Annotated in this window: 23 protein-coding genes; 6 read left to right on the forward strand and 17 right to left on the reverse strand. The window is 63.0% G+C overall.

Going from position 1 to position 24475, the window contains the following annotated elements; all coding sequences use genetic code 11:
* Window positions 1-26: 26 nt before the first annotated feature.
* From ACBG85_RS10405 to ACBG85_RS10415, 3 genes are read left to right on the forward strand one after another with little or no spacing between them, the layout of a single operon-like run.
* On the forward strand, window positions 27-1418 hold the full coding sequence (locus ACBG85_RS10405; RefSeq protein WP_372027413.1) for a uracil-xanthine permease family protein: 1392 nt from the start codon (window positions 27-29) through the stop codon (window positions 1416-1418).
* Window positions 1399-2463, forward strand: a complete 1065-nt coding sequence (locus ACBG85_RS10410; protein ID WP_372027415.1) for an isopenicillin N synthase family dioxygenase — start codon at window positions 1399-1401, stop codon at window positions 2461-2463. Before ACBG85_RS10405 ends, ACBG85_RS10410 begins: the two co-directional genes overlap by 20 nt.
* Window positions 2460-3245: an alpha/beta fold hydrolase gene (locus ACBG85_RS10415; protein ID WP_372027417.1), complete on the forward strand. Its 786-nt coding sequence runs from the start codon at window positions 2460-2462 to the stop codon at window positions 3243-3245. The genes ACBG85_RS10410 and ACBG85_RS10415 overlap by 4 nt, the downstream gene beginning before the upstream one ends.
* Here the strand turns inward: ACBG85_RS10415 and ACBG85_RS10420 are convergent.
* Together ACBG85_RS10420 and ACBG85_RS10425 are read right to left on the reverse strand one after the other, a co-directional pair.
* On the reverse strand, window positions 3196-4701 hold the full coding sequence (locus ACBG85_RS10420) for an aldehyde dehydrogenase family protein (protein ID WP_075832825.1): 1506 nt from the start codon (window positions 4699-4701) through the stop codon (window positions 3196-3198). The two genes, ACBG85_RS10415 and ACBG85_RS10420, sit on opposite strands and share 50 nt — an antisense overlap.
* Complete coding sequence (locus ACBG85_RS10425; protein ID WP_064074932.1) at window positions 4688-5983, reverse strand: VOC family protein; 1296 nt, start codon at window positions 5981-5983, stop codon at window positions 4688-4690. The genes ACBG85_RS10420 and ACBG85_RS10425 overlap by 14 nt, the downstream gene beginning before the upstream one ends.
* Before the next feature lie 30 nt (window positions 5984-6013).
* Between ACBG85_RS10425 and ACBG85_RS10430 the strand changes: the two genes are divergently transcribed.
* Together ACBG85_RS10430 and lat are read left to right on the forward strand one after the other, a co-directional pair.
* On the forward strand, window positions 6014-6478 hold the full coding sequence (locus ACBG85_RS10430) for an Lrp/AsnC family transcriptional regulator (RefSeq protein WP_003940830.1): 465 nt from the start codon (window positions 6014-6016) through the stop codon (window positions 6476-6478).
* A gap of 65 nt (window positions 6479-6543) precedes the next feature.
* Window positions 6544-7872 carry an L-lysine 6-transaminase gene (lat, locus tag ACBG85_RS10435; RefSeq protein WP_047271731.1) on the forward strand — a complete coding sequence of 443 codons (1329 nt, stop codon included), beginning with the start codon at window positions 6544-6546 and terminating at the stop codon, window positions 7870-7872.
* Here the strand turns inward: lat and ACBG85_RS10440 are convergent.
* The 6 genes from ACBG85_RS10440 to uraD all read right to left on the reverse strand — a co-directional run bounded on the left by ACBG85_RS10440 (window position 7869) and on the right by uraD (window position 14569).
* Window positions 7869-10577, reverse strand: coding sequence for a molybdopterin-dependent oxidoreductase (locus ACBG85_RS10440; protein WP_372027420.1), 2709 nt, complete (start codon window positions 10575-10577; stop codon window positions 7869-7871). The genes lat and ACBG85_RS10440 overlap by 4 nt on opposite strands.
* Window positions 10574-11383: an FAD binding domain-containing protein gene (locus ACBG85_RS10445; RefSeq protein ID WP_030535037.1), complete on the reverse strand. Its 810-nt coding sequence runs from the start codon at window positions 11381-11383 to the stop codon at window positions 10574-10576. The genes ACBG85_RS10440 and ACBG85_RS10445 overlap by 4 nt, the downstream gene beginning before the upstream one ends.
* Window positions 11384-11390: 7 nt before the next feature.
* Window positions 11391-12704: an 8-oxoguanine deaminase gene (locus tag ACBG85_RS10450; protein WP_372027834.1), complete on the reverse strand. Its 1314-nt coding sequence runs from the start codon at window positions 12702-12704 to the stop codon at window positions 11391-11393.
* 53 nt (window positions 12705-12757) lie between these two features.
* Window positions 12758-13660, reverse strand: coding sequence for a factor-independent urate hydroxylase (gene pucL / locus ACBG85_RS10455; protein WP_372027835.1), 903 nt, complete (start codon window positions 13658-13660; stop codon window positions 12758-12760).
* 64 nt (window positions 13661-13724) lie between these two features.
* Window positions 13725-14054: a hydroxyisourate hydrolase gene (gene uraH / locus ACBG85_RS10460; RefSeq protein ID WP_372027422.1), complete on the reverse strand. Its 330-nt coding sequence runs from the start codon at window positions 14052-14054 to the stop codon at window positions 13725-13727.
* Window positions 14051-14569: a 2-oxo-4-hydroxy-4-carboxy-5-ureidoimidazoline decarboxylase gene (gene uraD, locus ACBG85_RS10465; RefSeq protein WP_030535033.1), complete on the reverse strand. Its 519-nt coding sequence runs from the start codon at window positions 14567-14569 to the stop codon at window positions 14051-14053. Before uraD ends, uraH begins: the two co-directional genes overlap by 4 nt.
* A gap of 130 nt (window positions 14570-14699) precedes the next feature.
* Between uraD and ACBG85_RS10470 the strand changes: the two genes are divergently transcribed.
* The gene (locus ACBG85_RS10470) at window positions 14700-15500 is read left to right on the forward strand and encodes a tyrosine-protein phosphatase (protein WP_007727222.1); all 801 of its coding nucleotides are present in this window, start codon (window positions 14700-14702) and stop codon (window positions 15498-15500) included.
* Here ACBG85_RS10470 and ACBG85_RS10475 read toward each other — a convergent pair whose 3' ends face one another.
* The 9 genes from ACBG85_RS10475 to ACBG85_RS10515 form a co-directional block, all read right to left on the reverse strand.
* Complete coding sequence (locus tag ACBG85_RS10475; protein WP_042922147.1) at window positions 15501-15863, reverse strand: VanZ family protein; 363 nt, start codon at window positions 15861-15863, stop codon at window positions 15501-15503.
* Window positions 15860-16210, reverse strand: a complete 351-nt coding sequence (locus tag ACBG85_RS10480) for a hypothetical protein (protein WP_003940792.1) — start codon at window positions 16208-16210, stop codon at window positions 15860-15862. The genes ACBG85_RS10475 and ACBG85_RS10480 overlap by 4 nt, the downstream gene beginning before the upstream one ends.
* A complete protein-coding gene (locus ACBG85_RS10485) occupies window positions 16210-16635 on the reverse strand; it encodes a DUF1707 domain-containing protein (protein ID WP_003940708.1) in 426 nt (141 codons plus the stop codon). The genes ACBG85_RS10480 and ACBG85_RS10485 overlap by 1 nt, the downstream gene beginning before the upstream one ends.
* Window positions 16636-16711: 76 nt before the next feature.
* Complete coding sequence (locus tag ACBG85_RS10490; RefSeq protein ID WP_030535031.1) at window positions 16712-18508, reverse strand: acetyl/propionyl/methylcrotonyl-CoA carboxylase subunit alpha; 1797 nt, start codon at window positions 18506-18508, stop codon at window positions 16712-16714.
* Between the two features lie 138 nt (window positions 18509-18646).
* Window positions 18647-20047: a condensation domain-containing protein gene (locus ACBG85_RS10495; RefSeq protein ID WP_003940858.1), complete on the reverse strand. Its 1401-nt coding sequence runs from the start codon at window positions 20045-20047 to the stop codon at window positions 18647-18649.
* A gap of 4 nt (window positions 20048-20051) precedes the next feature.
* On the reverse strand, window positions 20052-20468 hold the full coding sequence (locus ACBG85_RS10500; protein WP_003940804.1) for a SufE family protein: 417 nt from the start codon (window positions 20466-20468) through the stop codon (window positions 20052-20054).
* Entirely contained in the window at window positions 20465-21370 is a 906-nt protein-coding gene (locus ACBG85_RS10505) for a sulfurtransferase (protein WP_003940962.1), read from the reverse strand. Before ACBG85_RS10505 ends, ACBG85_RS10500 begins: the two co-directional genes overlap by 4 nt.
* Window positions 21371-21488: 118 nt before the next feature.
* A complete protein-coding gene (locus ACBG85_RS10510) occupies window positions 21489-22952 on the reverse strand; it encodes a condensation domain-containing protein (RefSeq protein ID WP_218748899.1) in 1464 nt (487 codons plus the stop codon).
* Complete coding sequence (locus ACBG85_RS10515; protein WP_042449584.1) at window positions 22952-24445, reverse strand: condensation domain-containing protein; 1494 nt, start codon at window positions 24443-24445, stop codon at window positions 22952-22954. Before ACBG85_RS10515 ends, ACBG85_RS10510 begins: the two co-directional genes overlap by 1 nt.
* Between the last annotated feature and the right edge of the window lie 30 nt (window positions 24446-24475).

The following is a 24475-nucleotide window of genomic DNA, read 5'->3' on the forward strand; positions in this document are numbered from 1 at the left end:
TTCCAGCTTCGGACGGAGATCGGCGCATGGCCATCCATCCTGTCGACCAGCGGCTCCCATTTGCCCGCCAGTCTGCTTTTGCTCTTCAGCACGTCCTCATCATGTACACCGGCTGCATCACGGTTCCGCTGGTTTTCGGTGCCGCCGTAGGGCTGGACCGCAGCACAGTCGCGATGCTGATCAGCGCGGACTTGCTCGTTGCAGGCATCATCACGATCATTCAGAGCCTGGGCGTCGGGAAGGTCGCCGGTGTCCGGCTGCCGATCGTCTGCGGGGCGACCTTCGCCGGGCTGACGCCGATGATTCTGATCGCCAAGGAGTACGGCCTGCAGGCGGTGTACGGGTCCATGCTGGTCGGTGGCGTAGTCGGCATTGCCTTGGCCGTGCCGTTCGCCAAGATCGTCCGATACTTCCCACCCCTGGTTACCGGCGTCGTCCTCACAGTCATCGGCATCTCGTTGATCGGTGTCGCAGGAGGACTGATCGTCGGAAACGACCCCACCTCCCCGTCGTTCGCCGACCCGAAGAATCTGGCGCTGGCTGCCGCAGTCGTTGTGGTCGCGGTGGCCTTCATCTGCCTCGGCCGCGGGATGTGGACGCAGCTCGGTGTACTGATGGCGCTGGTGATCGGCACCGTGATCGCCATCCCGATGGGCCTGATCGATCTGAGTGGCGTCGGCGGCTCGGCCTGGGTGGGCTTCCCGATGCCGTTCCACTTCGGCGCTCCGGAGTTTCCCGTCACCGCCGTGGTGGCGATGAGTATCGTCATGGCAGTCGTCTTCGCAGAATCGACGGCGAGCATGCTGGCAGTCAGCGAGATCACCGGAAAGCCTTTGAAGAAAGCAGATCTCGCACGAGGGCTGGTGGCCGACGGGATGTCGGGAGTTCTGGGCGGAATCTTCAATGCCTTTGTCGACACCGTCTTCTCGCAGAATGTCGGCGCCGTTGCCACGACCCGGGTGTACAGCCGGTACGTGACGGCTACCAGCGGTGCCATTCTGATCGTCCTCGGCCTCATCCCGCGAATGGGTGAAGTGGTTGCAGCCCTGCCTGATCCGGTGGTGGGCGGCGTCGGAATCATCTTGTTCTCCACTGTCGCCGTGGTCGGAATCAACACGCTGCGCAAGGTCGATCTCGGCGACCCGATCAACACCACGATCGCCGCTGTATCGGTGGGGATCGGTATTCTTCCGGAATTTGCGGAGGGGATGTTCGAGCGATTCCCCTCCTCGGCTCAGATCCTCCTCGGTAGCGGCATCACCTTGGCTGCGGCCTCGGCCTTTTCGCTCAATCTGCTGTTCAATCACACCCGGCTCGGTGAACTCGCGAGGCGATCGCGAGAGAGCCTCCATGCCACTGCAAAATCTGAACCCGCCACCAGCTCCGCAGGAGACGCCAGTGTCACAGTCCCAGTCTGATCCCTTCCAAGTGCCCGTCGTCGACATCTCGCCTTACGTGCTCGGTGGTGCCGACCAGGACAAGGCGCGAGTGGCTGCCGAAGTCGACCATGCCTGTCGGACTGTAGGTTTCATGCAGATTCGAGGCCACGGTGTTCCGGCCGCTGTTTCTTCCGGCCTCGCCGAAGCGATGGACGACTTCTTCGGGCTGCCGATGGAGACGAAGTCGGGCTACCGAATCGAGGGCGCGAATCGTGGGTACAGCCCGCCCAAGAGCGAGTCGCTGAGCCTGAGCCTCGGCGTCGAATCCGCGACCAGAATGAACGACTTTTTCGAGGCCTTCAACGTCGGAACCGAAGCCCGATCATTCACCGAACTCGAACTGTCGGAGGACGATTACGGAATCAACCTGTGGCCCGCAGTGTCCGGTTTCACGGAGCGGGTGGAGAATTACTACGCCCATGGCGAGCGGGTGGCACGCACACTGACCACCATTTTCGAAGACGCGCTCGGGCTGACCTCAGGATTCTTCGAGTCGATCACCGACCACTCCATCGACGTACTGCGGATGAACAACTACGCGTTACCCGAAGGGACGGTGACGTTGGACGGTGAGTTGAAGGGGATGGGCGAACATACCGATTTCGGGCTGGTCACCGTGCTGTGGGCGGATCAGGTCGAAGGTTTGCAAGTGCTCGGGACCGACCGACGCTGGCACGATGTCTGGCCGCACGACGGCGCGCTACTGGTCAACCTCGGGGATCTCACCGCGCGACTGACCAACGACAGGTGGATGTCCACGCTGCACCGAGTTGCGCCTCCGGTGGTGAACGGCACCATCAAGCGCCGGCGATCGGCGGCCTTCTTCCATGACGGAAACGTCGACGCGGTGATTGCGACCTTGCCGAGTTTTCAGGACGACTCCGGCTTGGAGTACGAACCCATTACCGTTCGCGATCACATCAAGGCCAAATTGGCCGGGTCGAGGCAGGGGAAGTCCAACGCCGCCGCAGGTCGTGAGGCGGCTCGGGTACTTTCGGCTGCAGAGCTCGAGGTCAAGCAGTGAGTGCACGGAACATCGTCCTGATCCACGGAGCATGGGCCGGCGGTTGGGTCTGGGATCGTGTGTGTGGCCCACTGAAATCGGCCGGCTTCAATCCTGTTGTGGTGGAGGTTCCCGGCTCGGGAAGTTGGAACTCAGACGACGTGATCGATCTCGATGTCGTTGCCGAACATGTTGTGGCAGTTGTCGAGTCCTTGGACGGGCAGTGCGCCCTCGTCGGTCACTCCGGCGGTGGCATCGTGGCCTCACAGGTGGCTGAGTTGCTGCCTTCGCGGGTAACGGGTCTTGTGTACGTCGCAGGGATGATGCTTCCATCGCAGACGGACTTCGGGATGCTCTGCATCGAACTCGGTCTGGAAAGTCCGGTCGGGATCTCACGTTGGTTGGTCCCCGCCGACGACGGGGATGCGACGGTGGTACCGCCCGAAGCCGGTGCCGCTGTGTTCTTCCACGAAGCGCCGGTGGCTGATGCGATCTTCGCCGCGCGCATGCTCGTTCCACAACTGGAGTCAGCCCGCCTGATGGCACCGGTCTGGACGGAAGAGCGATTCGGAACCGTGCCGAGGTTGTATGTCGAATGCACGCTGGATCGAACCGTGCCGATCGAGGCTCAACGCGCCATGCAGAGACTTGTCCCCGGTGCCCAGGTGGTCAGCCTGGGCACCGACCATGCACCGCAGTTGTCGGCGCTCCCGGAGTTGATCGACGCGATCACCGATTTCGCCCGGCAGGTGTTCAGCCGAACTCGACCCCTTGAGCCAGCGGAAGCTGGTCCGAGTAATTGACGGTATTGGTGGCTCGGCGCATGTATGCCTTCCACGAATCCGAACCCGACTCGCGTCCGCCGCCAGTCTCCTTCTCCCCGCCGAATGCGCCGCCGATCTCCGCACCGGACGTTCCGATGTTCACGTTCGCGATGCCGCAATCGGAGCCGTCGGCGGCGAGGAAGCGCTCTGCTTCTCGCTGATCGAGTGTGAAGATCGAGGACGAAAGTCCTTGAGGCACGCCGTTGTGCAGCGCAATGGCGTCGTCGAAGTCGGTGTAGGTCAAGACGTAGAGGATGGGTGCAAAAGTCTCCGCCCGCACCACCTCGGTCTGTGCGGGCATACGAACGAGGGCAGGTGTCACGTAGAACCCGGAATCGCCGACGCGGTCCCCGCCACACACCACAGTTCCGCCGTCCGCGCGTGCGGCCGAGAGCGATTTCTGCATCGTCTCGAACGCGGCTTCGTTGATCAGCGGCCCGACCAGAACACCGGAATCGAAGGGACTGCCGACCTCGAGCTGTGCGTACGCGGCCGCAACGCGCTCGACGACGTGATCGGCGATCGACTCGTGCACGATGAGCCGACGAAGTGAGGTGCACCGCTGCCCCGCAGTTCCGGCGGCGGAGAACACGATTCCGCGTACGGCAAGCTCGAGATCTGCCGACGGTGTGACGACTGCGGCGTTGTTGCCACCCAACTCGAGGAGGCTTCGCCCGAAGCGTTCGGCGACCCGCGGAGCCACCGCGCGGCCCATCCGCACGGAACCGGTGGCGCTGACCAAGGCCACCAGTGGGTTGACCACCAAGGCCTCACCGACATCGCGTCCGCCGATGATCAACTGGTGCACGTCGATCGGTGCATCACAGTCGGCGAGGGCGCGTCGGAGGAGGGCGTCACATGCCAGCGCAGTCAGCGGCGTGGTCTCCGAAGGCTTCCAGACGACGGCGTCACCGCACACGAGAGCGATGGCGGTATTCCACGACCACACCGCGACGGGAAAGTTGAACGCGGAGATGACTCCGACAACGCCGAGAGGGTGCCACGTTTCCGTCAACCGGTGTCCGGGACGCTCGGACGGCATGGTGCGTCCGTAGAGCTGCCGGGAGAGACCGACGGCGAACTCGCAGATATCGATCATCTCCTGTACCTCGCCGAGAGCCTCCGAGGTGACCTTCCCGGCCTCCAACGTCACGATTTCCGCGAGGTCATCCTTGTGCTCGGTCAGTAGGCTGCCCAGCCGGCGCACGACCGCGCCGCGCGCCGGAGCGGGGACGGTGCGCCAGGTGAGGAACGCGCGATGCGCCGCGTCGACGGCGTCGTCGACTTCTCTACCGGAGTGCTGCCGAACGGTACGCAGTTGCGTACCGGTGATGGGGGTTCGTGCGCTCAGGTCGCCGGCGGGCCACTCGACACCGCACGCGGCAAGGGCGCTTTCGGCGCGATCGGCGAGGCTCGAAGAATCAGGCAGGTTCACTGGGGAGTCCTCTGTTGTTGTGGGCGGGAGGCAGCACGGCACGTGACGCCTCTTGTTGTGCGCGGTACAGCTCGAACGGATCTTCGATGGTGCGGTCGATGGCGCCCTCCAATCGATCCTGCCCGTATTCGGCGCCGGGCGCATCGGAAACGAATCCGGTCACGGAATCGAGATTGGATGCGAAGATCCCGGCCGCGGAGGCAGGTAGGAAGTCCTCGTAGACGATCGGGTCGCGGACGACAACAGTTCCTTCGTTTCGGTACGTGAAGTACGCCAACCCCGCGGCATCGAGTTCGCTTTCGGAGTGCGGAAATTCGCTGTCCCAATCGGCGTCCTCGGGCGTGGCGATCAGTCGGTCGTAGATCGCTCGCCCGCTGCGGGTCAACGCGATTCCGCGTGCCTCCACCTCGCCGAATCTGACGCGGACGGGCTCAGTGGTGACCGATCCGTCGTGCTGACGGAAGAGTCTGTCTTCGGCCAATGCACGAAACGACGTCTGCCGCAGAAGTAGCGGTGGTCCGCTCCATCTCGGCGGGCCTTGGATGCGGTCGATCATGGTGATACCGCGCTCGGTCATGCGGCGGTACAACTCGTCGATGTCGAGCACTCGCGGGGTGAGGTGATTGACGTGGGTCGAGCCCTGCCCCGCAATGTCTGCAGCGACAGGCGAGATTGCGGCGAGTTCGCGGTACCAGCCCGCGTCGATGGGATCGGTGCCGAGCCGAAACGCCGAGGTCGCTGCATCGACGAACTGTGTCGCCTCGGGCTCCGTCAGGCCGCCCTCGCGACTCGATTGACGTGCCCACTGCAGAAGTTCGGGAGAGAACAGGGTCCGGCGACGCAGAAACCCGGTGATCCGACGCTCGAGGTCGGTGTCGAAGAACCTGGAATCGGAACTGGTCAGCACCGAGGTGAAAACGCGGAACGGGTTCCGGGCGAGTTCGGCGGGATCGGTGGGGCGAAATGCCGTCGAGACAACGGGAATGGGGGAGTCGGTGAGCCGGAGGTCGTAATAGCCGACCGGAAACATACCGAATCCGCCGAAGACGGTGGCTACGTCACGTAGTTCGTCGAGAGTCCCCAGTCTGATGGCGCCGTGACGCTCGGCGCTGACTCTCGCCAGGCTGCCCAGGCGCTCCGCAGAATCCGGATGTTCGGCGGCAAAATCACGGTTCACCTGCATCGTTACATCTACCAAGGTGTTGTAAGCGGGGACCTCGTCGCCATACATCTTGGCGAGGGCCGCTGCGAACCGTGCACGTAGCTCCCAGGTTTCAACCATACGAATGTCCGATTGCGTTAGCCTGCGCAGGTGCGAGAAACAGAAACCAGTGACGTTGCCGGTGTTCCGGTCGACGAAACCGATCGACTTTTGATGCGTGAATTGGTCTTGGACGGCCGTGCCACTCTCGCGAGTCTTGCTGAGAAGGCTGGACTCTCGATCTCCGCAGTCCAATCGCGAGTGCGTCGTTTGGAATCTCGCAAGGTGATCCGTGGGTACTCCGCGAAGATCGATCCGGAGGCACTCGGTCACAATCTGTCCGCATTTGTCGCCATCACTCCTCTCGATCCCTCGCAGCCCGACGATGCGCCTGCCCGCTTGCGTCATCTGCCGGCGGTCGTCTCGTGTCACTCGGTAGCCGGGAGCGAAAGCTACGTCCTCCTGGTCCGGGTGGCGTCACCTCGGGCGTTGGAGCGATTGCTGCAGGAGATCCGTACGGCAGCCAACGTCAACACACGAAGCACCATCATCCTACAAACTTTTTACGACGAATGACGCTTGTTCAATAACTTTTACGGTCCTCTATCGACACTCCCGGAAAATTGACATAGCCTTCGCGTATGAGTACTGCGATGCGAGACTTCGGTGACAGTGCGCTCTTTCCGGTCTACGACGTGTTGAAGGCCAGCATCCTCGTCGACGGATTCGATCTGATTCTCGACGTCGAAGGGTCGCGGGGTTCCTATCTCCGTGACCTGCGAGACGGAACCGAGTATCTGGACATGTTCGGTTTCTTCGGCTCTTCGGCCCTGGGTATGAATCACCCTGCGATCGCAGGCGACGAGGAGTTTCAACAGGAGTTGGCTGTCGTGGCCTCCAACAAGCCGAGTAACTCCGACATCTACACCGAACCCATGGCGCGCTTCGTTGCGGCTTTCGCTCGGGTACTGGGGGATTCGGCACTCCCACACTTGTTCTTCGTCGACGGCGGAGCCCTGGCGGTGGAAAATGCACTCAAGGTTGCCTTCGACTGGAAGAGTCGGTGGAACGAAAGCCGCGGGTTGTCAGCAGATCTGGGGACAAAGGTCCTGCACCTGACCGAGGCTTTTCACGGCCGCAGTGGCTACACGATGTCGCTCACCAACACCGAACCGGGCAAGGTCGCGCGATTCCCCAAGTTCGACTGGCCACGTATCGACTCGCCGTACCTGGCAGACGGCCGCGATGTCGAAGCTGCGGAGAGGCAAGCTCTCGATCAAGCGCGCCGAGCTTTCGCCGACAACCCCGACGACATTGCCTGTTTCATCGCCGAGCCGATCCAGGGCGAGGGCGGCGACCATCACCTCAGGCCGGAATTTCTGCAGGCGATGCAGGAGTTGTGCCACGAAAACGACGCCCTCTTCATTCTCGACGAAGTACAGACCGGTTGCGGAATCACCGGAACTGCCTGGGCCTACCAACAATTGGGTCTGAGTCCGGATGTGGTGGCGTTCGGCAAGAAAACGCAGGTGTGCGGAATCATGGCCGGCGGGCGCGTGGATGAAGTGCATGACAACGTGTTTCACGTCAGTTCTCGGATCAATTCGACGTGGGGTGGCAACCTCACCGACATGGTTCGTGCCCGGCGGATACTCGAAGTCGTCGAGCAGGACCGACTGATCGACCGCGTGCGATTCACGGGTGCGCATCTCCTTGCCCGGTTGACCGAAGTCTGCGGGCGGTACGCGGCGGCAACCGAGCCGCGCGGTCGTGGCCTCATGTGCGCGATCACTCTGGAAGACAGTGACCTTCGCGATCGCGTCGTACAGCGACTGCGTGAAGACGAGCACGTGATGATACTGCCCACCGGGAAGAGGGGAATCAGATTCCGGCCCGCGCTGACGGTGACCACCAGTGAGCTGGACGACGCGGTCGACGCGGTCGAGCGCGTGCTCGCACGCGAGACCTAGGGCCTCTGTAGCTGTTCCCACACTCGATCCGGTGTCATCGGTGTGGAGTACATACGCACTCCACACGCGTTGGCAATCGCGTTTGCCAACGCCGGTGCTACAGGATTGAAGGGGGCCTCACTCATCGATTTCGCGCCGAAAGGCCCGAGCTTGTCGTACGTGTCGGCAAACAGTACTTCGGTGATCGGCAGATCCCCGATCTGGGGAACGTGATAATTGCGCAACTGCGGATTGATCACCCGACCTTCTTCGATGACGATCTCCTCCGACAGCGCAGCGCCGAGCGCTTGTCCCACACCGCCTTCCACCTGCCCTCGCAGTTGTGCCGGGTTCATGACGGTGCCGGCATCGGCGGCCTGAACCGACTGCAGGATCTTCACCCGGCCGGTGTTCGTGTCGACGGCAACGCGAAAACCGTGAACGTTGAACGAGACCGAGCGCGGTGTACCGTCGTGGCGACCGTCAGCGGCGAGCGGGCCACCTTCGAGTAGCGTCGCGAAATCGAGGCAACCGTGGGATGTTTCGACACCGTCCGGCGAAAGGTCGTCGATCTGCGCGCCGCGACCGCTCGATCGCACCGCACGGGTCAGTATCCGCTCGCGAAGGCGCTCGCAGGCGATCAGGAGCGCCTTTCCGGCGACCACCGTTCCCGTCGACCCGAACGCTCCGGTGTCGTATCCGCCAGCATCGGTGTCGGATTGAACAATCGTGATGCGATCGACTGTCGTCCGCAATTCGGTGGCCGCGATCTGTTGGTGAATCGTAGTGGTTCCGTTGCCGAACTCAGCGGTGCCGATGTTCACGACGTACCGACCGTCGGCCTCGAGCGCGACGGTGGTGTCGGAGAAGTGACCACGCGGCGGGATCGTCGCGATCATGGCAATTGCCATGCCCCGACCGATCCGCCAACGCGACCCAGCCGGTGCAGCCTCTCCGCGCCCGCTCGACAGTGCACTGGCGACGAGGTCGATGCACTGGTCCAGTCCGTAGCTGCCGAATTCGAGATCACCGTCTTCGACGTGCCAGTCGACAAAATCGTCTCCGGGAACGACGACGTTGCGCCGCCGAAACTCGAAGGGGTCCATGCCGAGACGATCCGCGAGCTGATCCATGGCCGACTCGACGGCGAAGATGATCTGGCCGAGCCCGTAACCACGAAAGGCCCCGGAGGGAACGTTGTTCGTGTAGACCGCTTCGGCGTCGACGCGTTTGGTCGCAGCGCGATAGACCGCCATGGATTCGGCGCACCCATGGAACATGACTCCGATCGAATGGTTCCCGTACGCCCCCGCGTCGGAAAGCACGTCGATAGCGAGCGCAGTGAGAGTTCCGTCGGCGTCGGCTCCCGCACGCACCGATACTCGCATCGGATGCCGTGACGGTGCGATGGTGAACTGATCGCTTCGGCTGAACTCGTAGGCTACGGGCTTGCCGGTCTTCAAGACGGCCAGTGCGACCAGATCCTCGGTGAGTAATTCCTGCTTCCCGCCGAAACCCCCGCCTACCCGTTTTGCGAACACCCGGATTCGGCTGCGATCGAGATCGAAGATGTGGGCCAATTCGTCCCGAACCAGAAACGGCACCTGTGTGCTGCTTCTGATGACGAGACGGCCCTCCTCGTCGAGCCACCCCACTGCGCCGTGAGTTTCCAAGGCCACGTGCTGGACTCGCGCAGTTTTCCACGTACCTTCGACGACTGCAGTCGCATCTGCGAGCGCACGGTCCAGATCGCCGACGCCATCGTGAAGCGCGGCAACCACGTTGCGGGGGGCCTCGGCGATCCGCGAGCTCTCGTCCTTGTCGCCGTGCAGGAGTGGAGCGCCGGGGGAACGCGCCAGATCTGGTTCGAATACCGCGTCGCGTACCTCGTAGTCGACTTCGATCAGCGAGAGTGCACGTTCCGCCTGCGTCGGGGTTTCGGCGATGACCGCGGCTACGCGCTGGCCGCGGAAACGGAGGGTGCTGTCGAACACGCGCGTGTCGGCCGGATCGTCGTTGCGGTCCTCGTGCCGGGCGGTCGAGAACAGCACGTCCGGACTGTCATGAAAAGTGAGGACCGCGGTGACGCCCGGCGCCGCTTCGGCTGCTGCCGTGTCTATCCGGCTTATGTGTGCGTGTGCGTGCGGACTGCCGAGTACTGCGACGTGAAGCAGGTCGACCGGCTTCTCACCCGGGGAGAAGTCCATGGTGTACTGCTCGGTTCCCGTGACGATGCGCGCGGACGCCGGTGCTGCGATCGAACGCCCTTGTGCCCCGCCTATTTTGGCAGTCTCCGTATTGGATGTACCGGCGAGAGCGTCACGAATGGACCGATAACCGGTGCAGCGGCACAGGTTACCTTTCATCGAGCACGCGAGATCGGATTTTTGCTCGACCGACAACGCTGATGCGGTGACTACCATTCCGGCTGTACAGAAACCACATTGGAATCCGCCCGCGTCCACGAATGCCTGTTGAATGGGGTGAAGTTTCTCCGGTGTTCCGAGACCGGAGGCGGTGACGACGTCGCGGCCGTCGATGCGATGGGCGGGAAATATGCACGAATGGGTGGGGTGTCCGTCGACCAGCACCGAGCAGGCGCCGCAGTCTCCGGCATCGCACCCCTTCTTGACGGAGTTCGCTCCGTGCTCGCGGAGGAAGGTTCGCAGGCACTGTCCTGGGCGGGGCTGGTCGTCGCGCGGAACTCCGTCCACCGAGTACTTCATTCCAGTTCACCTCGGATTTCTTCGGCAAGAAGCTCGGTCATCGCCTTCCGCCACGGCGCAGTTCCATGGACATCGGTGAAGTAGGCGTCTTCCGGAATCCTGCTGCGCAACGCATCCGCAAGTGCTGTGGCGTCGGGGAGTTCGTCGAATTTCAGAGCGTACGGACGGCGGGTCGCGGCGGTGATCGCCAGCGTGAAACCGTCGGCGCCGCAGCGTCCGGCCACGGCTACGGCCGATCGCCCGAGTGACGTCTGAGCCAGCTTTCGCATCGCGGTACGTGCAGTCAATGCATGCACGGGAATCCGGATACTGCGGATGATCTCGCCGGACCTGAGTACGTTTCGAGAATCGTCGATAACGAAATCGACTACGGGGAACGAGTATTCGGTACCGTCCGGACGCCAGATCGTCAGTTCGGCGTCGAGAGCGGTGCACAGAGTCGTCATCGCTCCGGCCGGGAAGGAGAGCGCGATGTTGCCGCCGACTGTCGCGTATCGCAACACCTTCCACGATGCGAGTAGTGCGTCAGCGCAGTGTTGGAACAGAGCTGCGGCGCGCCAGGATGCGGGAAGTTCGGCGCGGCACAGTTCCTCGATGGTGCAGGTGGCCGCGATCTCGAGACCGAGATCGCCGACCGCCACAGCTTCCCAGTCGAAGCCCGCAAGGTCGACAAGGGTGGTCAGGTGCGGCTGCGGTTCCGAGTACAGCCAGGTGCCGCCACCGATGAACCCGATGCCGGGTGACGCACAGGGGAGTTCGGCGCGGGTCCGCGGCACCAGAACTTCGTCGACGCTGTGCAGGTCCATCGCGACCTCAAGCCTTTCCGAGTAGGTCGCGGTGTGCGCGTGCGACATCCGAGGCCACGACGTCCTCGTCGACGGTGGTGACTCGTCCGTCGGCAACTACGATTCGCCCGTTGACGAGCAGTAACTTCAGCGGGGGAGTCGAGCCGAGTACGAGCGCCGCCACTGGATCGGTGATGCCGGCATGCGCGACGGTGTCGAGTTTCCACACCGCCAGGTCGGCAAGTTTTCCGACCTCGATCGATCCGATCTCGCTCTCTCGGCCCAGAACTCGTGCGCCGCCGATGGTTCCCAATTCCAAGGCTTTTCGCACCGTCATCGTCTGCGGTCCGCCCTTGGAGCGGGCAAACAGAAGTGCATGACGAGACTCCTCGATCAGGCTGCAAGCTTCATTGCTCGCCGCGCCGTCCACGCCGAGCCCCACGGTGACCCCGCCGTTCACCAGATCGGCGGCACGGGCGATACCGGCTCCCAGGCGCGCATTGGAGGTCGGGCAGTGCGCCGCCGCAGTTCCGGTTCGCGCCATCGTCTCGATACCGGCGTCATCGAGATGGACTGCGTGGGCGTACCAGACGTCCGGGCCCACCCAGCCGAATCGTTCCATGTATTCGACCGGCGTGCAACCGAAATGCTCGCGGCAGAATCTCTCCTCGTCCAGTGTCTCGGCCAGATGCGTGTGCATACGCACGCCGTTTTCGCGGGCCAGCGTCGCGGACTCGCGGAGCAATGCCTCCGTCACCGAGAAGGGTGAGCAGGGAGCTACCGCGATCTGCAGCATCGATCCGGGATTCGGGTCGTGCCAACGGTCGATCACCGACTGCGTGCCGGTCAGGATGTCATCGAGTTTTTCCACGACGTGATCCGGTGGCAGGCCGCCGGAACTCTGGCCGAGATCCATCGACCCACGGCACGGGTGGAATCGAAGGCCGACCTGCGCAGCCGCGGTGATCTCGGCCTCGAAAACGTCGCCGGCGTCGCGGGGAACGACGTAGTGGTGGTCGGTGGTGGTCGTACATCCGGTTTTCGCCAACCACGTGAGGCCGCCGGTGGCCGCCACGTGGACGGCGTCGGCGTCGATACCTGCCCAGACGGGGTACAGGGTGGTCAGCCACTCGAAAAGCGTCGAGTCCGCGGCCAGGCCTCGGGTGATCCATTGGTAGAGATGATGATGTGTGTTGACCAGACCCGGCGTGATCAGGCAACCACTCCCGTCGATCACTTGCGCACCCGGGTATTCGGGTGGCGTTCCGGCGCCGACGTCGACGATCTTGTTGCCCGAGATCACCACATAGCCGTCGGAGTACTCGGAGCGGTCGCCGTCCATCGTGACCACATGAGCGCCCGCCACGACGAGTGTTGCCCCGAGAGCTGATTCGGTCACGACAACCAACCGGCGTAGGTGGTCCACGACGGCCCCGCGTCTGGTGCGTCGGATCGGCTGACCGCAGCTTGGATCAGGCCGTACGGACGATCCGCAGCGTGGAACACCTCGTTGTCGTTCTCCACTCCGAAGCGGCCGAGTGCATATTCGAAATGATGCTTGTTGGGTGCGGACAGTCGAACCTCCGCGATGATCGGGAATTCCTCGAGGATTGCCTTGCCGATGTGGAAGAGCGTCTGCTGCAGGGCAAGTGAATGTACCTGTGCGAACTGCTTGACGATCTGTGCCTTGATGCCCGCGTAGACCGATTCCCAGTCGACGTCGGTGGTGACGAATCGCCACTGGGCGACCAACGTCGTCGCCATGACGCGGTCGTCGGTCGGCTCGAGAACGGTGTACGGATCTTCGAGAAAACCCGAGAACTCACTACCGGTCGATTTGAGGATCACGAGGTCCTTCAAGCCGCCGATCACCCATGTCCCGGTATCGGCGATGGTGATCGACGCCGTCCGAACTTCCTGACCCTTCCGAATCCAGGTGTAGTCGTGCTCGCTGCCGTCGACAATCGCACGCTCCCAGGCGTATTCCTCGATCTCGATCCGCGCGCCACTGACCGGTTCGATGCCGTCGACGAAATGACGGGCGAGTTCGAGTCCGTACGTCTCGATCGAGATCAGACCCTTTTCCTTGGCGTAGGAGTAGGCCGTTTGTTTCTGCGTGTCGGTCGGCAGAACCTTCGATTGATCACCGGTGAGGTACGCGTCGGCGAAATCTCCACGCAGGCAGGTGGAGACGTTGATGTCGTGAATTTCGTGACGGGGGGTGTCTCGATAGATTCGGACTACTCGATTTTCCGCTTTGCCGTACTGGTGACCCGATAGTTCGATCGATCCGCTCAACCGTTCGGTGTTCGTACTGCCGGTTGTGATGTTGCCGGTCGTGATGTTTTCGGTAGTCACGTGTTCAGCTCCCGCGATAGGTGGAATAAGCAAAGGGAGACAGCAACAGTGGGACGTGATAGCCCCGTGCCGTGTCGTCCACCCGGAAGGTCACTGTCACTTCCGGGTAGAAGTTTTCTTGTCCGTTGGTCTCGAAATACGTTCCGGTGTCGAAAGTCAGGGTGTAGTGACCGGCGGTCAGGCCATCGGGAGCAAGTTCGGGGATGCGGCCGTCGGAGTCGGTCTCCGCAGTGGTGACGGAGGCGCCGTCTCGATCACGAAGTTCGACGCGAATCCCCGCCGCGGGGTTGCCCGTCGTCGCGTCGAGAACGTGCGTGCTGAGGGTCTTGCTCATGCTGTGCCTCCGGCGAGTGCATCGATCAGACGGGCGAGTCTGATCCGATTGATGGCGGCCAATTCGGTTCGAAGCACGGAACGCTCGGTCGCCGGGTCGTTTCGGAGACGACCTCGAAGGATGTCGAGGAGCTCCGTTCCAGATTTCCCCGACGCGCAGACCAGGTAAACATGGCCGAATGTCTCTTCGTACTCGGCGTTCTTCCGTCGAAGTTCCGCGAGTACGTCTTCTGTCGCCGACGAGACTCCCGACTGTTCACGGGTAGAGGCCGCGCTCTCGCTTCGCTCACCGATTCGTGGGTGGCCGGAGAGAGCGTCGTCGATCTCGGACTCGGGAAGCTCGGCCAGCACCGCATCTGCTTTGTCGAACAGAGCTTCCAGATCGGCGAACGGGCGAGACGAGGCGATTTCCTGTGCCCACACGGCGGAATGGCAACACTCGAGCAGCGCCGCGACTGCCTGGTGGTCACCGAGCGCATCGAAGGCTCCGAGACCACTGGAATTCGTTGTAGGCATGTCCACAGGATTACTTGAGCATGTTACGGATCTGTAGCGCAGCAATTACGGGAGATGATGTGTCTCGATCTTATTTCTCCGGCTGCTCTTCCCCGATCACGGTTTCTCGGCGACCGATACATTCTCAGGTATGACCGATACTCCGAAGCTGTCTTCCGTCGTACCGTCCCTGGCGAACCTCCGAGACATCGGTGGCCCCGAATCGAGCTTCGGTGGCACCGTCCGCACCGGGAGCGTGTTTCGTTCCACCGATCTGGCATCGCTCAGTGCGGACGGCGCACAGACCCTCGCCGATCTGGGCATCGTCACGATCTACGATCTGCGCACCGAATCCGAACGCGAGACGGCACCGGATCTGACGCCGGACGGTATCCGAGAAATCGGCCTGGACGTATTGGCGGACAAGCAGTATCGCGCCATTCCGGCTCAGATGCAGCAGATGATCGCCGACCCGGCGTTTGCTGCCGAAGCGTTGGGCAGCGGCCAGGCGCTCGAGTACTTTCAGGGAAGTTACCGCGATTTCGTGACCTTGCCGAGTGCGGTCGCGTCGTACCGGCAACTGTTCGTCGACTTGGCGCAGCCGCCCAGCTCGCCGGCACTCATTCACTGCACCACGGGCAAGGATCGCACGGGTTGGGCAGCGGCCGCGTTACTGCTGTTCCTGGGTGCCTCCGAGGACGCGGTCTTCGCGGACTACCTCGAAACCAACAAGATTTTGTTGCCGATGTTCGCGCCGCTCCTCGAGCGATTCGAGGCCAAGGGGATCGACCCGACCCTGCTCGAGGGTGTCCTCGGTGTCAGGCGCGAGTACCTGGAGGCGTCGATGGCAGAGCTCGCGCAGGTACACGGATCCATCGAGGCCTACTTCACCGACGGCTTGAAGATCGACGCGTCGACCCAGGACCAATTGCGAAGCAACCTGCTCAGCTGATCAGGACCTGCTCGGCTCGTCTCGGCGGGAAGTTCGTCGCCTCGTCACGAGGCTGACGATACCGATCCCGATGGCGATGCCGAGCAGGTCGGCGCTGCCGTCCCAGATCGAACCGGAACGCGAAATGGGCAGCGCTGCTTGAAGAACCTCGGACGTCGCGGCAAAGATCAACAACCACACAGCCGTGAGCCACACCGGGATCCGCGCGTGCAACGAGGTGATCGCCAATACCGCGAACATCAGCGTGTGAGTGATCTTGTCGGTGTTCTCCGGGCTCGAGGGCACGGTGGAACCCGGGGAGAAGAGCATGATCAGGGCAATGACCACGGCGATCGCCAACGGCCAGTATCGGTTGTTCTTCAATTCGTCTGCCCCTCGACGACGACGAGTCCGAGTGCACCTTCGGCGAATCTGGTGACGGCGTCGGCGGCCGTCGTGAGCGCCTCGGTGTGCCCGTCGCGGGCCCAGCCGGTGAGCAGGGCGGTGGAGTCGAGAGGCGTCAGAACGACCTCGGCGAGAAGCTCACCGGTGTTGGGTTGGCACACTGCCCAGGAGTAGACGCTGTTTTCGTGCCACTGAGCGCTTCGCTGACTCACGTAATCGGGGTCGGTGATACCACCATCGGCAAGGGCGGGGCGGTCGTCCACACGCTCGTCTGCGCGTAGTGCGCGTAGATACCAGCCGCCTGCGTTGATCTCGATCGGCTCCATCAGTCGGAGTCCCGCTCGCGGCGGCGCTTGGCTTTGCGTTCCCGGTCGGTACCGAACAGCAGTGCACCGGCCAGGGGAATCGCGAGGAACCACAACCAGGTACCGGTGACGAAGAACAGGATCACCGCGAGAATCGGGACGACGGCCATGACGCGACCGGACCAGTCGGGGTTGAAGCCTCGCTCCGCCGGTGCGTCGGGAGGCGTCACCATCGACAGGGGAGCGGTGCCGGGGGCTTGGTAGTTGCCCGGAAGATCGGCGAACACCGGAACGAGTTCACTGCGAGTTGTTGCGGCACTGACGATTCCGCTTCTCTCGTCGAACTCGGTGACGGTGAGGCGGCCTGCGGCGAAGTGCTCGCTCAGGAGATCGAGTGCCTGCTCGCGTTCTGCAGTGCCGATGCGAATGTCGGGGACGTCAGCCATCGTTACAGCCTACTCAAACGACTGTGCGCCTTTCCGGTAGTGGGGACTACCGGAAAGGCGCACGGGGCCGGAGGCCCTACTTCAGTTCTGCGAGAACCGTTCCCTGCGTGATTGCTGCACCCGGCTCGACGGACAGTCCGGTGACGACACCGGCCTTGTGCGCGTTGACGGGGTTTTCCATCTTCATGGCTTCGAGAACGGCGATCAGATCGCCTTCTGCGACTTCCTGGCCTTCGGTCACTGCAACCTTGACGACGGTGCCCTGCATCGGAGCCGTGACAGCGTCACCCGATGCTGCACCTCCGCCGGCGCCGCCGCGCTTGCGCGCCTTCGGCTTCTTGCGGATCGCACCGGAGGCAGCGCCGCCGCCGTTGCCGAGCGAGAACTGGCCCGGGAGGGAAACCTCGACGCGACGTCCACCGACCTCGACGACGACGTTCTGACGCGGCAGAGCCTCGTCCTCGTCGTCTACGGGAGCACCGGCGCCTGCGTACGGCTCGATGGGGTTGACCCAGTCGGTTTCGATCCACTTGGTGTAGATGTCGAACTTCTCGCCGTCACCGATGAACGCCGGGTTCTCGACGATGTGGCGGTGGAACGGGAGAACGGTCGCGAGGCCGTCGATCTCGAACTCGGCCAGAGCGCGCGATGCCCGCTGGAGGGCTTCTTCGCGGGTGGCGCCGGTGACGATGAGCTTGGCGAGCATGGAGTCGAATTGTCCGCCGATGACGTCGCCGGCAACGACACCGGAATCGACGCGAACGCCGGGGCCCGTGGGCTCACGGTAGACGGAGACCGGGCCGGGGGCAGGCATGAAGCCGCGGCCGGCGTCTTCGCCGTTGATGCGGAACTCGAAGGAGTGTCCACGCGGGGTGGGATCTTCCTTGATGGAGAGTTCTTCGCCGTTGGCGATGAGGAACTGCTGACGCACGAGGTCGATGCCCGCGGTCTCTTCCGTGACGGGGTGCTCGACCTGCAGGCGGGTGTTGACCTCGAGGAAGGAGATGGTGTCGCCCTGAACCAGGTACTCGACCGTTCCGGCGCCGTAGTAGCCGGCTTCCTTGCAGATGGCCTTGGCGGATGCGTGGATGCGTGCGCGCTGGTCGTCCGTCAGGAAGGGAGCGGGAGCCTCTTCGACGAGCTTCTGGAAGCGACGCTGCAGCGAGCAGTCGCGGGTACCGGCGACGACGACGTTGCCGTGCTGGTCGGCGATGACCTGAGCCTCGACGTGGCGGGCCTTGTCCAGGTACTGCTCGACGAAGCACTCGCCGCGACCGAAGGCTGCGATGGCCTCACGGGTGGCCGACTCGAACAGCTCGGGGATTTCCTCGATGGTCTGGGCGACCTTCATGCCGCGTCCACCGCCACCGAAGGCAGCCTTGATCGCAACCGGGACGCCGTATTCCTTGGCGAATGCGACGACCTCGTCGGCGCCCTTGACGGGATCCTTGGTGCCTGCTGCCATCGGCGCCTTCGCGCGTTCTGCGATATGGCGTGCCGTGACCTTGTCGCCGAGGTCGCGGATGGACTGCGGTGACGGACCGATCCAGATGAGGTTCGCGTCGATGACGGCCTGGGCGAAGTCGGCGTTCTCGGAGAGGAAACCGTAGCCGGGGTGGATGGCGTCGGCGCCGGACTTCTTGGCTGCGTCGAGGATCTTGTCGAACACGAGGTAGGACTCGGCGGACGTCTGTCCACCGAGGGCAAATGCCTCGTCTGCGAGCTTCACGAACTGCGCGTCTGCATCGGGCTCGGCGTAAACGGCAACGCTGCCGTAGCCGGCATCCTTGGCCGCCCGGATGACCCGTACCGCGATTTCACCGCGGTTCGCGACAAGCACCTTCGTAATGTGCGCGCTGGCATGACTGGGCACTGAGCCTCCTGTGGTTCGCATAGTCTGTCTCCGCGGTGTATTCCTCTGGGATTTCACCATCGGGGGATTGGCATCACTTCGGAGTGTATGCATCGCTTCGGCGCTGGTTGTAACCGGATCGCTAAAGCCCACTCCGGCTTAGGAAACGGTTTCGAAAACTACCGATGAGTAGCTGTCGGAGGTGGCGGCGTCCGGTTCGGTGACGATTTCTTCGATGGTCCGGCGCAGTGCGGCCACGTAGGCGTGAACCGCGGCGTTCGCCGTCTCGTTGCCTGGGTACCTGACCGCGAGGTTGAGTCCCTGGGGTGTGCGGTTGATCCAGATGTAGACGTCGTGCGTATATGCCTTGCTTCGAAGTGCTCTGGCGTTCCATTCGGGCCACTGTGCGGCTTCGGGCACGAAGCGAACATCCATGTAGGACACGACGAATCGCGGTCGGATCGGGGTTTCGAGGTGCTCACCGATCCGATCGAACGGGACAGCTGCGGCAGGCTTGACCGAAGCGATGGATTCGGCGGCGCGTGTCGCGAGGTCGCCGAACGAACAGTCCGATCCAACGGCGAACTCGACCGGGCACAGTCCGACGAACCAGCCGAGCGCACCCGCCCACTCCTGAGCGCTGCGGGTGTGAACCGGCGTCACGACCTCGAATCGATCGGATCCCGCGACTTCGCGACCTACAGCGGCAAGTCCGCCGAGAAGTCCGGCGAAGTACCCCACGCCGGTGGCTGCACACGTCGAACTGAAGGCCTTGGACTGGTCGGCGTCGAGTAGCCAGGTCGACAGGCCGTTCTGAGAATCGGTTCCACGGTCACCGATCGGTAGCGGGAACTGGGGTAGACCGTCCGTGCCGAGAGCCTTTCGCCAGATCTCGACCGCAGCCTTCTCGGCTTCCATGTCGGCCATCTGCTCGCGTTCGACGGCACCGAAATCGACGTAGCTGCCCACCGGAAACAGATTTGCAGCACTACCGGTCGAGGCCTCGCGGTACAGAGCTGCGATCTCGTGAGCGACCAGCACGATCGAGAACCCGTCGATGATCGAGTGGTCCGCCGCGAAGAACACGGTGAACGGACCGTCGCCACCGCGGGGCGTCAACGTCGCGAAGACGTACGACGGCCAACTGTGCGGGGACGCGTAATCGTCGAACAGGCGGTGAAGGTGGTCGAAGTTGTCCTGGCTGGACGCGTCGTAGCCGTGGCTGACGACCCCGATGTCGATTCCGCCGAGCGGGACCGTGTGCCGGGTGATCTCGCCGCTCGAGGGTTCGAGGACGGTATGCGAGCGCAGAACTTCGTGACGGTCGATCCACCGGCCGAGAGCGACTCGGAACGCATCGACGTCGAGCGGGCCGGAAATCTCGAAAGCTGTTCCCAGCCAAGACTTGTCGCCTGCGCCTGCAGCGGAACGGTTGAGATGTGCCTCGTGAATGTAGGAGACGGGCCGCGGATCCGGAACCCAGGGCCCGGTTGCGCACGGCAACCATTCGACGAGTGCGCCGGCCGGAATCGCATAGTCGGCCAGTTCGGTGAACTCCATGTTTTCAGCCCCGCAAGTGCCGCTTGATGCGCGCGAGCATGGCCGACATTCCGCGCAGACGGAGCGGGCTCACGGCTTCTGCGAGACCGAGCGCCGAATAGAAGTCGTCGGGTACACCGAGGATCTCGTCGGCGCTGTGGCCGTCGAGCCCCTGCGCGAGGATCGATGCGAAACCACGCGTCGTGGGAGCCTCGGGGGGAGCGCTGAAGTACAGACGGACGTTGTCGCGATCCGAATCGTCGACCGAGAGGAAGAGCGGCGACTGACATTCGGGGACCGGCTCCATCGCGCTCTGCTCGAGCTCCGCCGGCAACGGCGGCAGCTCTCGGCTGAACTCGAGAAGAAGGGTGAGCTTGTCCGAGGCGCCGACGGCCGCGAAGTCGTCGACGATCTCGGCCAGAGCCGAAGGAAGAGCGCTCATGACGCCGATACAGAGGACGGAACGGCGCCGGGCTCTTCGCCCTGGACGATCGGGACGCGCACGGCATTGCCCCACTCGGTCCATGAACCGTCGTAGTTACGAACGTTCGGGTAGCCGAGAAGATGAGTCAACACGAACCAGGTGTGACTGGAACGCTCACCGATGCGGCAGTACGCGACGATGTTGTCGTCGGCCGACAGGTCGCCGTAGATCTCGCCGAGTTCGGTACGGGTGCGGAAGCGGCTGTCCGGTGCCGCTGCCTTCGCCCACGGGATGCTGAGCGCGCTGGGAATGTGTCCACCACGCAACGCACCCTCTTCGGGGTAGTCGGGCATGTGGGTGCGCTCGCCGGTGTACTCCTGCGGAGATCGCACGTCGATGAGCGGCCCGTCGCCCAAGTGCGCGAGAACGTCGTCCTTGAATGCGCGAATGGGAGCGTCGTTGCGCTCGACGACCGGGTAATCCGTTGACGTGATGTCGGGAACGTCGAAAGCGGTGTCGCGGTTCTCGGCGATCCACGCATCGCGGCCACCGTCGAGAAGACGGACGTCCTCGTGGCCGAAAAGAGTGAAGACCCACAGTGCGTAGGCCGCCCACCAGTTGCTCTTGTCGCCGTAGATGACCACGGTGTCGTCGCGGCCGATGCCCTTGCGGTTCATCAACTCTGCGAACTTCGCACCGTCGATGTAGTCGCGGGTGACCGGATCGTTGAGGTCGAGATGCCAGTCGATCTTCACGGCTCCGGGGATGTGGCCGACGTCGTACAACAACACGTCTTCGTCGGATTCGACAACCTTGAGGCCCGGCGCACCGAGATTCGCCGAGAGCCATTCCGTCGAGACCAACCGGTCGGGATGCGCGAACTCGGCAAACGCGGTTGAGGGATCGGGGGCAACGGGCACGGGCGTACTCCTGAAGACGAATCGTTCGGTTCGAACACGGACTTGATCGATTCTATGCGCTGTGCGCAAGGTGAGACGCCCGGAAGCAGGTTCTGCCTGCTCGTGCCCGTTGCCGACCCTAAATCCTCGGTGTTCCTGCTCCGACGCTCGAATCTCTCAATTGTTCGGTGACACTTCCGATCGGCGTCACGCCCCGGGCGCAGACTTCTCTCAGAATCCGGTCGAGTTCGGTGAGGAAATTCACCATGGTTTCGTTTGCCGTCTCGGTATCGGGAAAGCGTGAACGCAGCGAGAGACCACGGTTCGTTCGCGAAATCCAGAACTGGGCATCGTCGGCGACCGTCACATTGCTGATGTGATGGGCGTTGAGGAGATCATGATCGTCTGTGCCGGGTAGTTTGCGGTAATCGATGTACGACACCATGAAGACGTCGGTGCGCGTGCGTCGAATCTTGTCGCCCAAAGCATCTCGAACCTGGGCCATGGTGACGCCCTCGAGCGTCAACGCAACTCGGAACGACGCGTGCGTATGTGCAAGGGATGCACCGAAATCCGCGTCGGGAGTGATCTGGACCGTGATCGGCGCGCTGGTGGTGAGCCAGCCGATCGCGTCGGCCCACCGCGGATCTTTGCGGATGTGAAGCGGAAATTGCAGCGGAAGCGTCGACCGCCCGGTGTACGAGTGGACGGAAAGTCCCATCGCAGTGAGGATTCCGGTGAACACGCTACCGCCGGCGGATAGGCAGATCTCGTCGAACGTCGCCGTCAGCTCCTCGTCGAGCAGCACGCGCACATCGGCGCCCTGCGGCGCGGGCTTTCCGCCCTCGACGCCGAGTTCCAAGGGGAAACTCGGTGATGTGCCACCGCAGATCTCGTAGAACCTTGCCCACTCTCGGATTCGAGGGTCGTTGTCGACGGGAAGCAGAGCGTCTGCCTCCAGTTCGCAGTACCGCACGAAACTTCCCGGGTCACCCAGTCGGCTCATCACTGCGTCGACGGCCTCGTGGTCGGTCAGGTCGGGTAGGGCGATCAGTCCCTCGTAGATCTGTCGCAGTTCCCCGAGAGCGATGACCAACGAGTAGCCGTCGACGAGTGTGTGATCGAACGCGCTCAGGACCGTGTAATGCTCTTCGCGTTCGACCGTGGCAAACGTGTATGCAGGGAAGGTCAGTGGATCGCATACCGTCGTGAATCGCTTCTTGAGATGCGCTCGGAGGTCTTCGGTCGAATCGAATTTCAGAGGTTCCGAAGTCTCGATGTGTGTGCCGTCGGGATCGAGTCCCATTCGGGTGGTGGTGAACTCGCCCACCTCGAATCCTGTGTGCAGAGTGTCATGGCGACTGATGAACAGGCGCAGCGCGAGATCGAGTGCAGGCCGATTCAGTTCTCCGGGAAGGTCGAATGCGGCTGCCATCCACACACTCCGGCCCATGCCGTGTGTTCGCGCAGTCTCGAGGTGAAAATGCTGGTTGTACGACGGTGGTACTTCCGACTCGGTGACGGCGCCGTCCGCGGGCTGAAGCGACCATTCGGTGACGATTCCGGGGTCGAGTCCGTATCGATCGATCGAGGTGACATGCATCAGGCCACTCCCTCTGGTGCCACGAACGAGTAGTCGCCTTGAGCTGCAACAGTTTTGATGATCTTCGAGACATGCTCGGCGAAGCGGGTGGCCGATTCGTGGGCAATGGGGGTGTCGGGGTGAGACACGGCGATCCAGGTTCCGGTGTGCATCCGGTTGATCCACATCGACGCGATCTGAGTCTCTTTGCCGCCGACGATTCCCGTTGCCTTCGTCTCGGCGTAACTGTATGGATCCGGCATGCGTCGGCCGTCGATGTACGAGACGATCGGCGGCGGGGTGAGCGTCTTCGACAGTCCGCCGGGTGCGGAATCCGACTCGGCCAAGCTCGACAGAACCAGATCGATGACCTGCTGCACAGAGACATCGAGGAGTGCCTTGCCGTCGTGGTACCCCTGCTGCCCGAGCTTTGCCAACTCGGTGAAGCGTCGCTTGTCGTCGACGTCGATGCCGACCGGGATCAGGTTGATGTACCAGCCCTGCGCAAACGAGTCGGCCTCGGTTCGTGTGCTGACCGGCGAGAGGGCGATGTACTTGTCGCGTCCGGCGAGTTCGAATTCCGCAATCGCGAGCGCGGTGAACATTCCGCCGATGAAGTTGGCGCCGTTGGCTTTACAAACCGCACCGAACTTCTCGCACTCGATGTCGTCGGCCAGGTCGAAGCGTGAACCGATAGCCGGTTTGGGTGCGTCTTCGGCCCCGAGCGGGAGCGGAAATCCGGGGAACGAGCCGCCGCTGCGCATGAGGTAACCGAGCCACTGGTGCACTTCGGGTGACTGCATCGTCAGTTCGGTTGTTCGCTCGCGTTCGACGCGACCGAACTGTGCGTAACTTCCGGCCGGCCCGAGCTCGGGATGCGATCCGGTCGTTTCCGCGGCGTAGAGCTGACGCAATTCTGCGTACATCAGCACCATCGAGTTCATGTCCGAATGGGCGTGGTCGACTGCATGGAACAGGGTGAAGCTCGGATCGGCTTCGAGGTCGGCATGGTGGTGCTCGACGGCACCGAACACGAAGGCCGGCCACTGCAGCGCGCTGGTTTCGGTGGCGAACTTGGTCGCGACGAGCGCGCGGATCGCCTCGGATTCGGAGACGTCGTCGCCGACGCGGTACTCGAGTTCGATGCTTTCGACCGGCACCACGTGTCGACGGACCTCGAACGAGGTGTCCGCAGCGTCGGTGGTTGCTTCGTCGAACGAGAACCAGCTGTGCAGCGTGTCGTGGCGACGGATGTAGCGCTGAAGGGCTCGCGTCATGGCGTCGCGGTCCAGTGTTCCTGCAAAATCGAAGGCGATACCGATCCACGGAGACTGCGGATCGCCCTTCTCCGCGGTGACGCGGGCGCGTCGCAGGTGGCGATCCTGCATCGTGGTCGGGGGTAGTTCTCGGTCGATCTCGGCTTCGGCGGCTCGTTGAGCGGAAGCATGCGTGACGCCCCATTCGATTACCCGCCCAGGAAGCGGGTGCCAATGGGTGATCAAGTTCAGATCCATCGAGTAGAACTCCTGCGTGTGTCGTCGAGA

This window comes from Rhodococcus sp. NyZ502 (assembly GCF_041464245.1).
In the GTDB taxonomy this organism is placed as follows: domain Bacteria; phylum Actinomycetota; class Actinomycetes; order Mycobacteriales; family Mycobacteriaceae; genus Rhodococcus_F; species Rhodococcus_F qingshengii.

Coding starts and splice junctions, on each gene's coding strand:
- ACBG85_RS10405 (WP_372027413.1), top strand. CDS start 27: ATGGCCATCCATCCTGTCGACCAGCGGCTCCCATTTGCCCGCCAGTCT.
- ACBG85_RS10425 (WP_064074932.1), bottom strand. CDS start 5,983: ATGGTTGAAACCTGGGAGCTACGTGCACGGTTCGCAGCGGCCCTCGCC.
- lat (WP_047271731.1), top strand. CDS start 6,544: ATGAGTACTGCGATGCGAGACTTCGGTGACAGTGCGCTCTTTCCGGTC.
- ACBG85_RS10440 (WP_372027420.1), bottom strand. CDS start 10,577: ATGAAGTACTCGGTGGACGGAGTTCCGCGCGACGACCAGCCCCGCCCA.
- ACBG85_RS10445 (WP_030535037.1), bottom strand. CDS start 11,383: ATGGACCTGCACAGCGTCGACGAAGTTCTGGTGCCGCGGACCCGCGCC.
- ACBG85_RS10450 (WP_372027834.1), bottom strand. CDS start 12,704: ATGGACGGCGACCGCTCCGAGTACTCCGACGGCTATGTGGTGATCTCG.
- uraH (WP_372027422.1), bottom strand. CDS start 14,054: ATGAGCAAGACCCTCAGCACGCACGTTCTCGACGCGACGACGGGCAAC.
- uraD (WP_030535033.1), bottom strand. CDS start 14,569: ATGCCTACAACGAATTCCAGTGGTCTCGGAGCCTTCGATGCGCTCGGT.
- ACBG85_RS10470 (WP_007727222.1), top strand. CDS start 14,700: ATGACCGATACTCCGAAGCTGTCTTCCGTCGTACCGTCCCTGGCGAAC.
- ACBG85_RS10480 (WP_003940792.1), bottom strand. CDS start 16,210: ATGGAGCCGATCGAGATCAACGCAGGCGGCTGGTATCTACGCGCACTA.
- ACBG85_RS10485 (WP_003940708.1), bottom strand. CDS start 16,635: ATGGCTGACGTCCCCGACATTCGCATCGGCACTGCAGAACGCGAGCAG.
- ACBG85_RS10495 (WP_003940858.1), bottom strand. CDS start 20,047: ATGGAGTTCACCGAACTGGCCGACTATGCGATTCCGGCCGGCGCACTC.
- ACBG85_RS10500 (WP_003940804.1), bottom strand. CDS start 20,468: ATGAGCGCTCTTCCTTCGGCTCTGGCCGAGATCGTCGACGACTTCGCG.
- ACBG85_RS10510 (WP_218748899.1), bottom strand. CDS start 22,952: ATGCATGTCACCTCGATCGATCGATACGGACTCGACCCCGGAATCGTC.
- ACBG85_RS10515 (WP_042449584.1), bottom strand. CDS start 24,445: ATGGATCTGAACTTGATCACCCATTGGCACCCGCTTCCTGGGCGGGTA.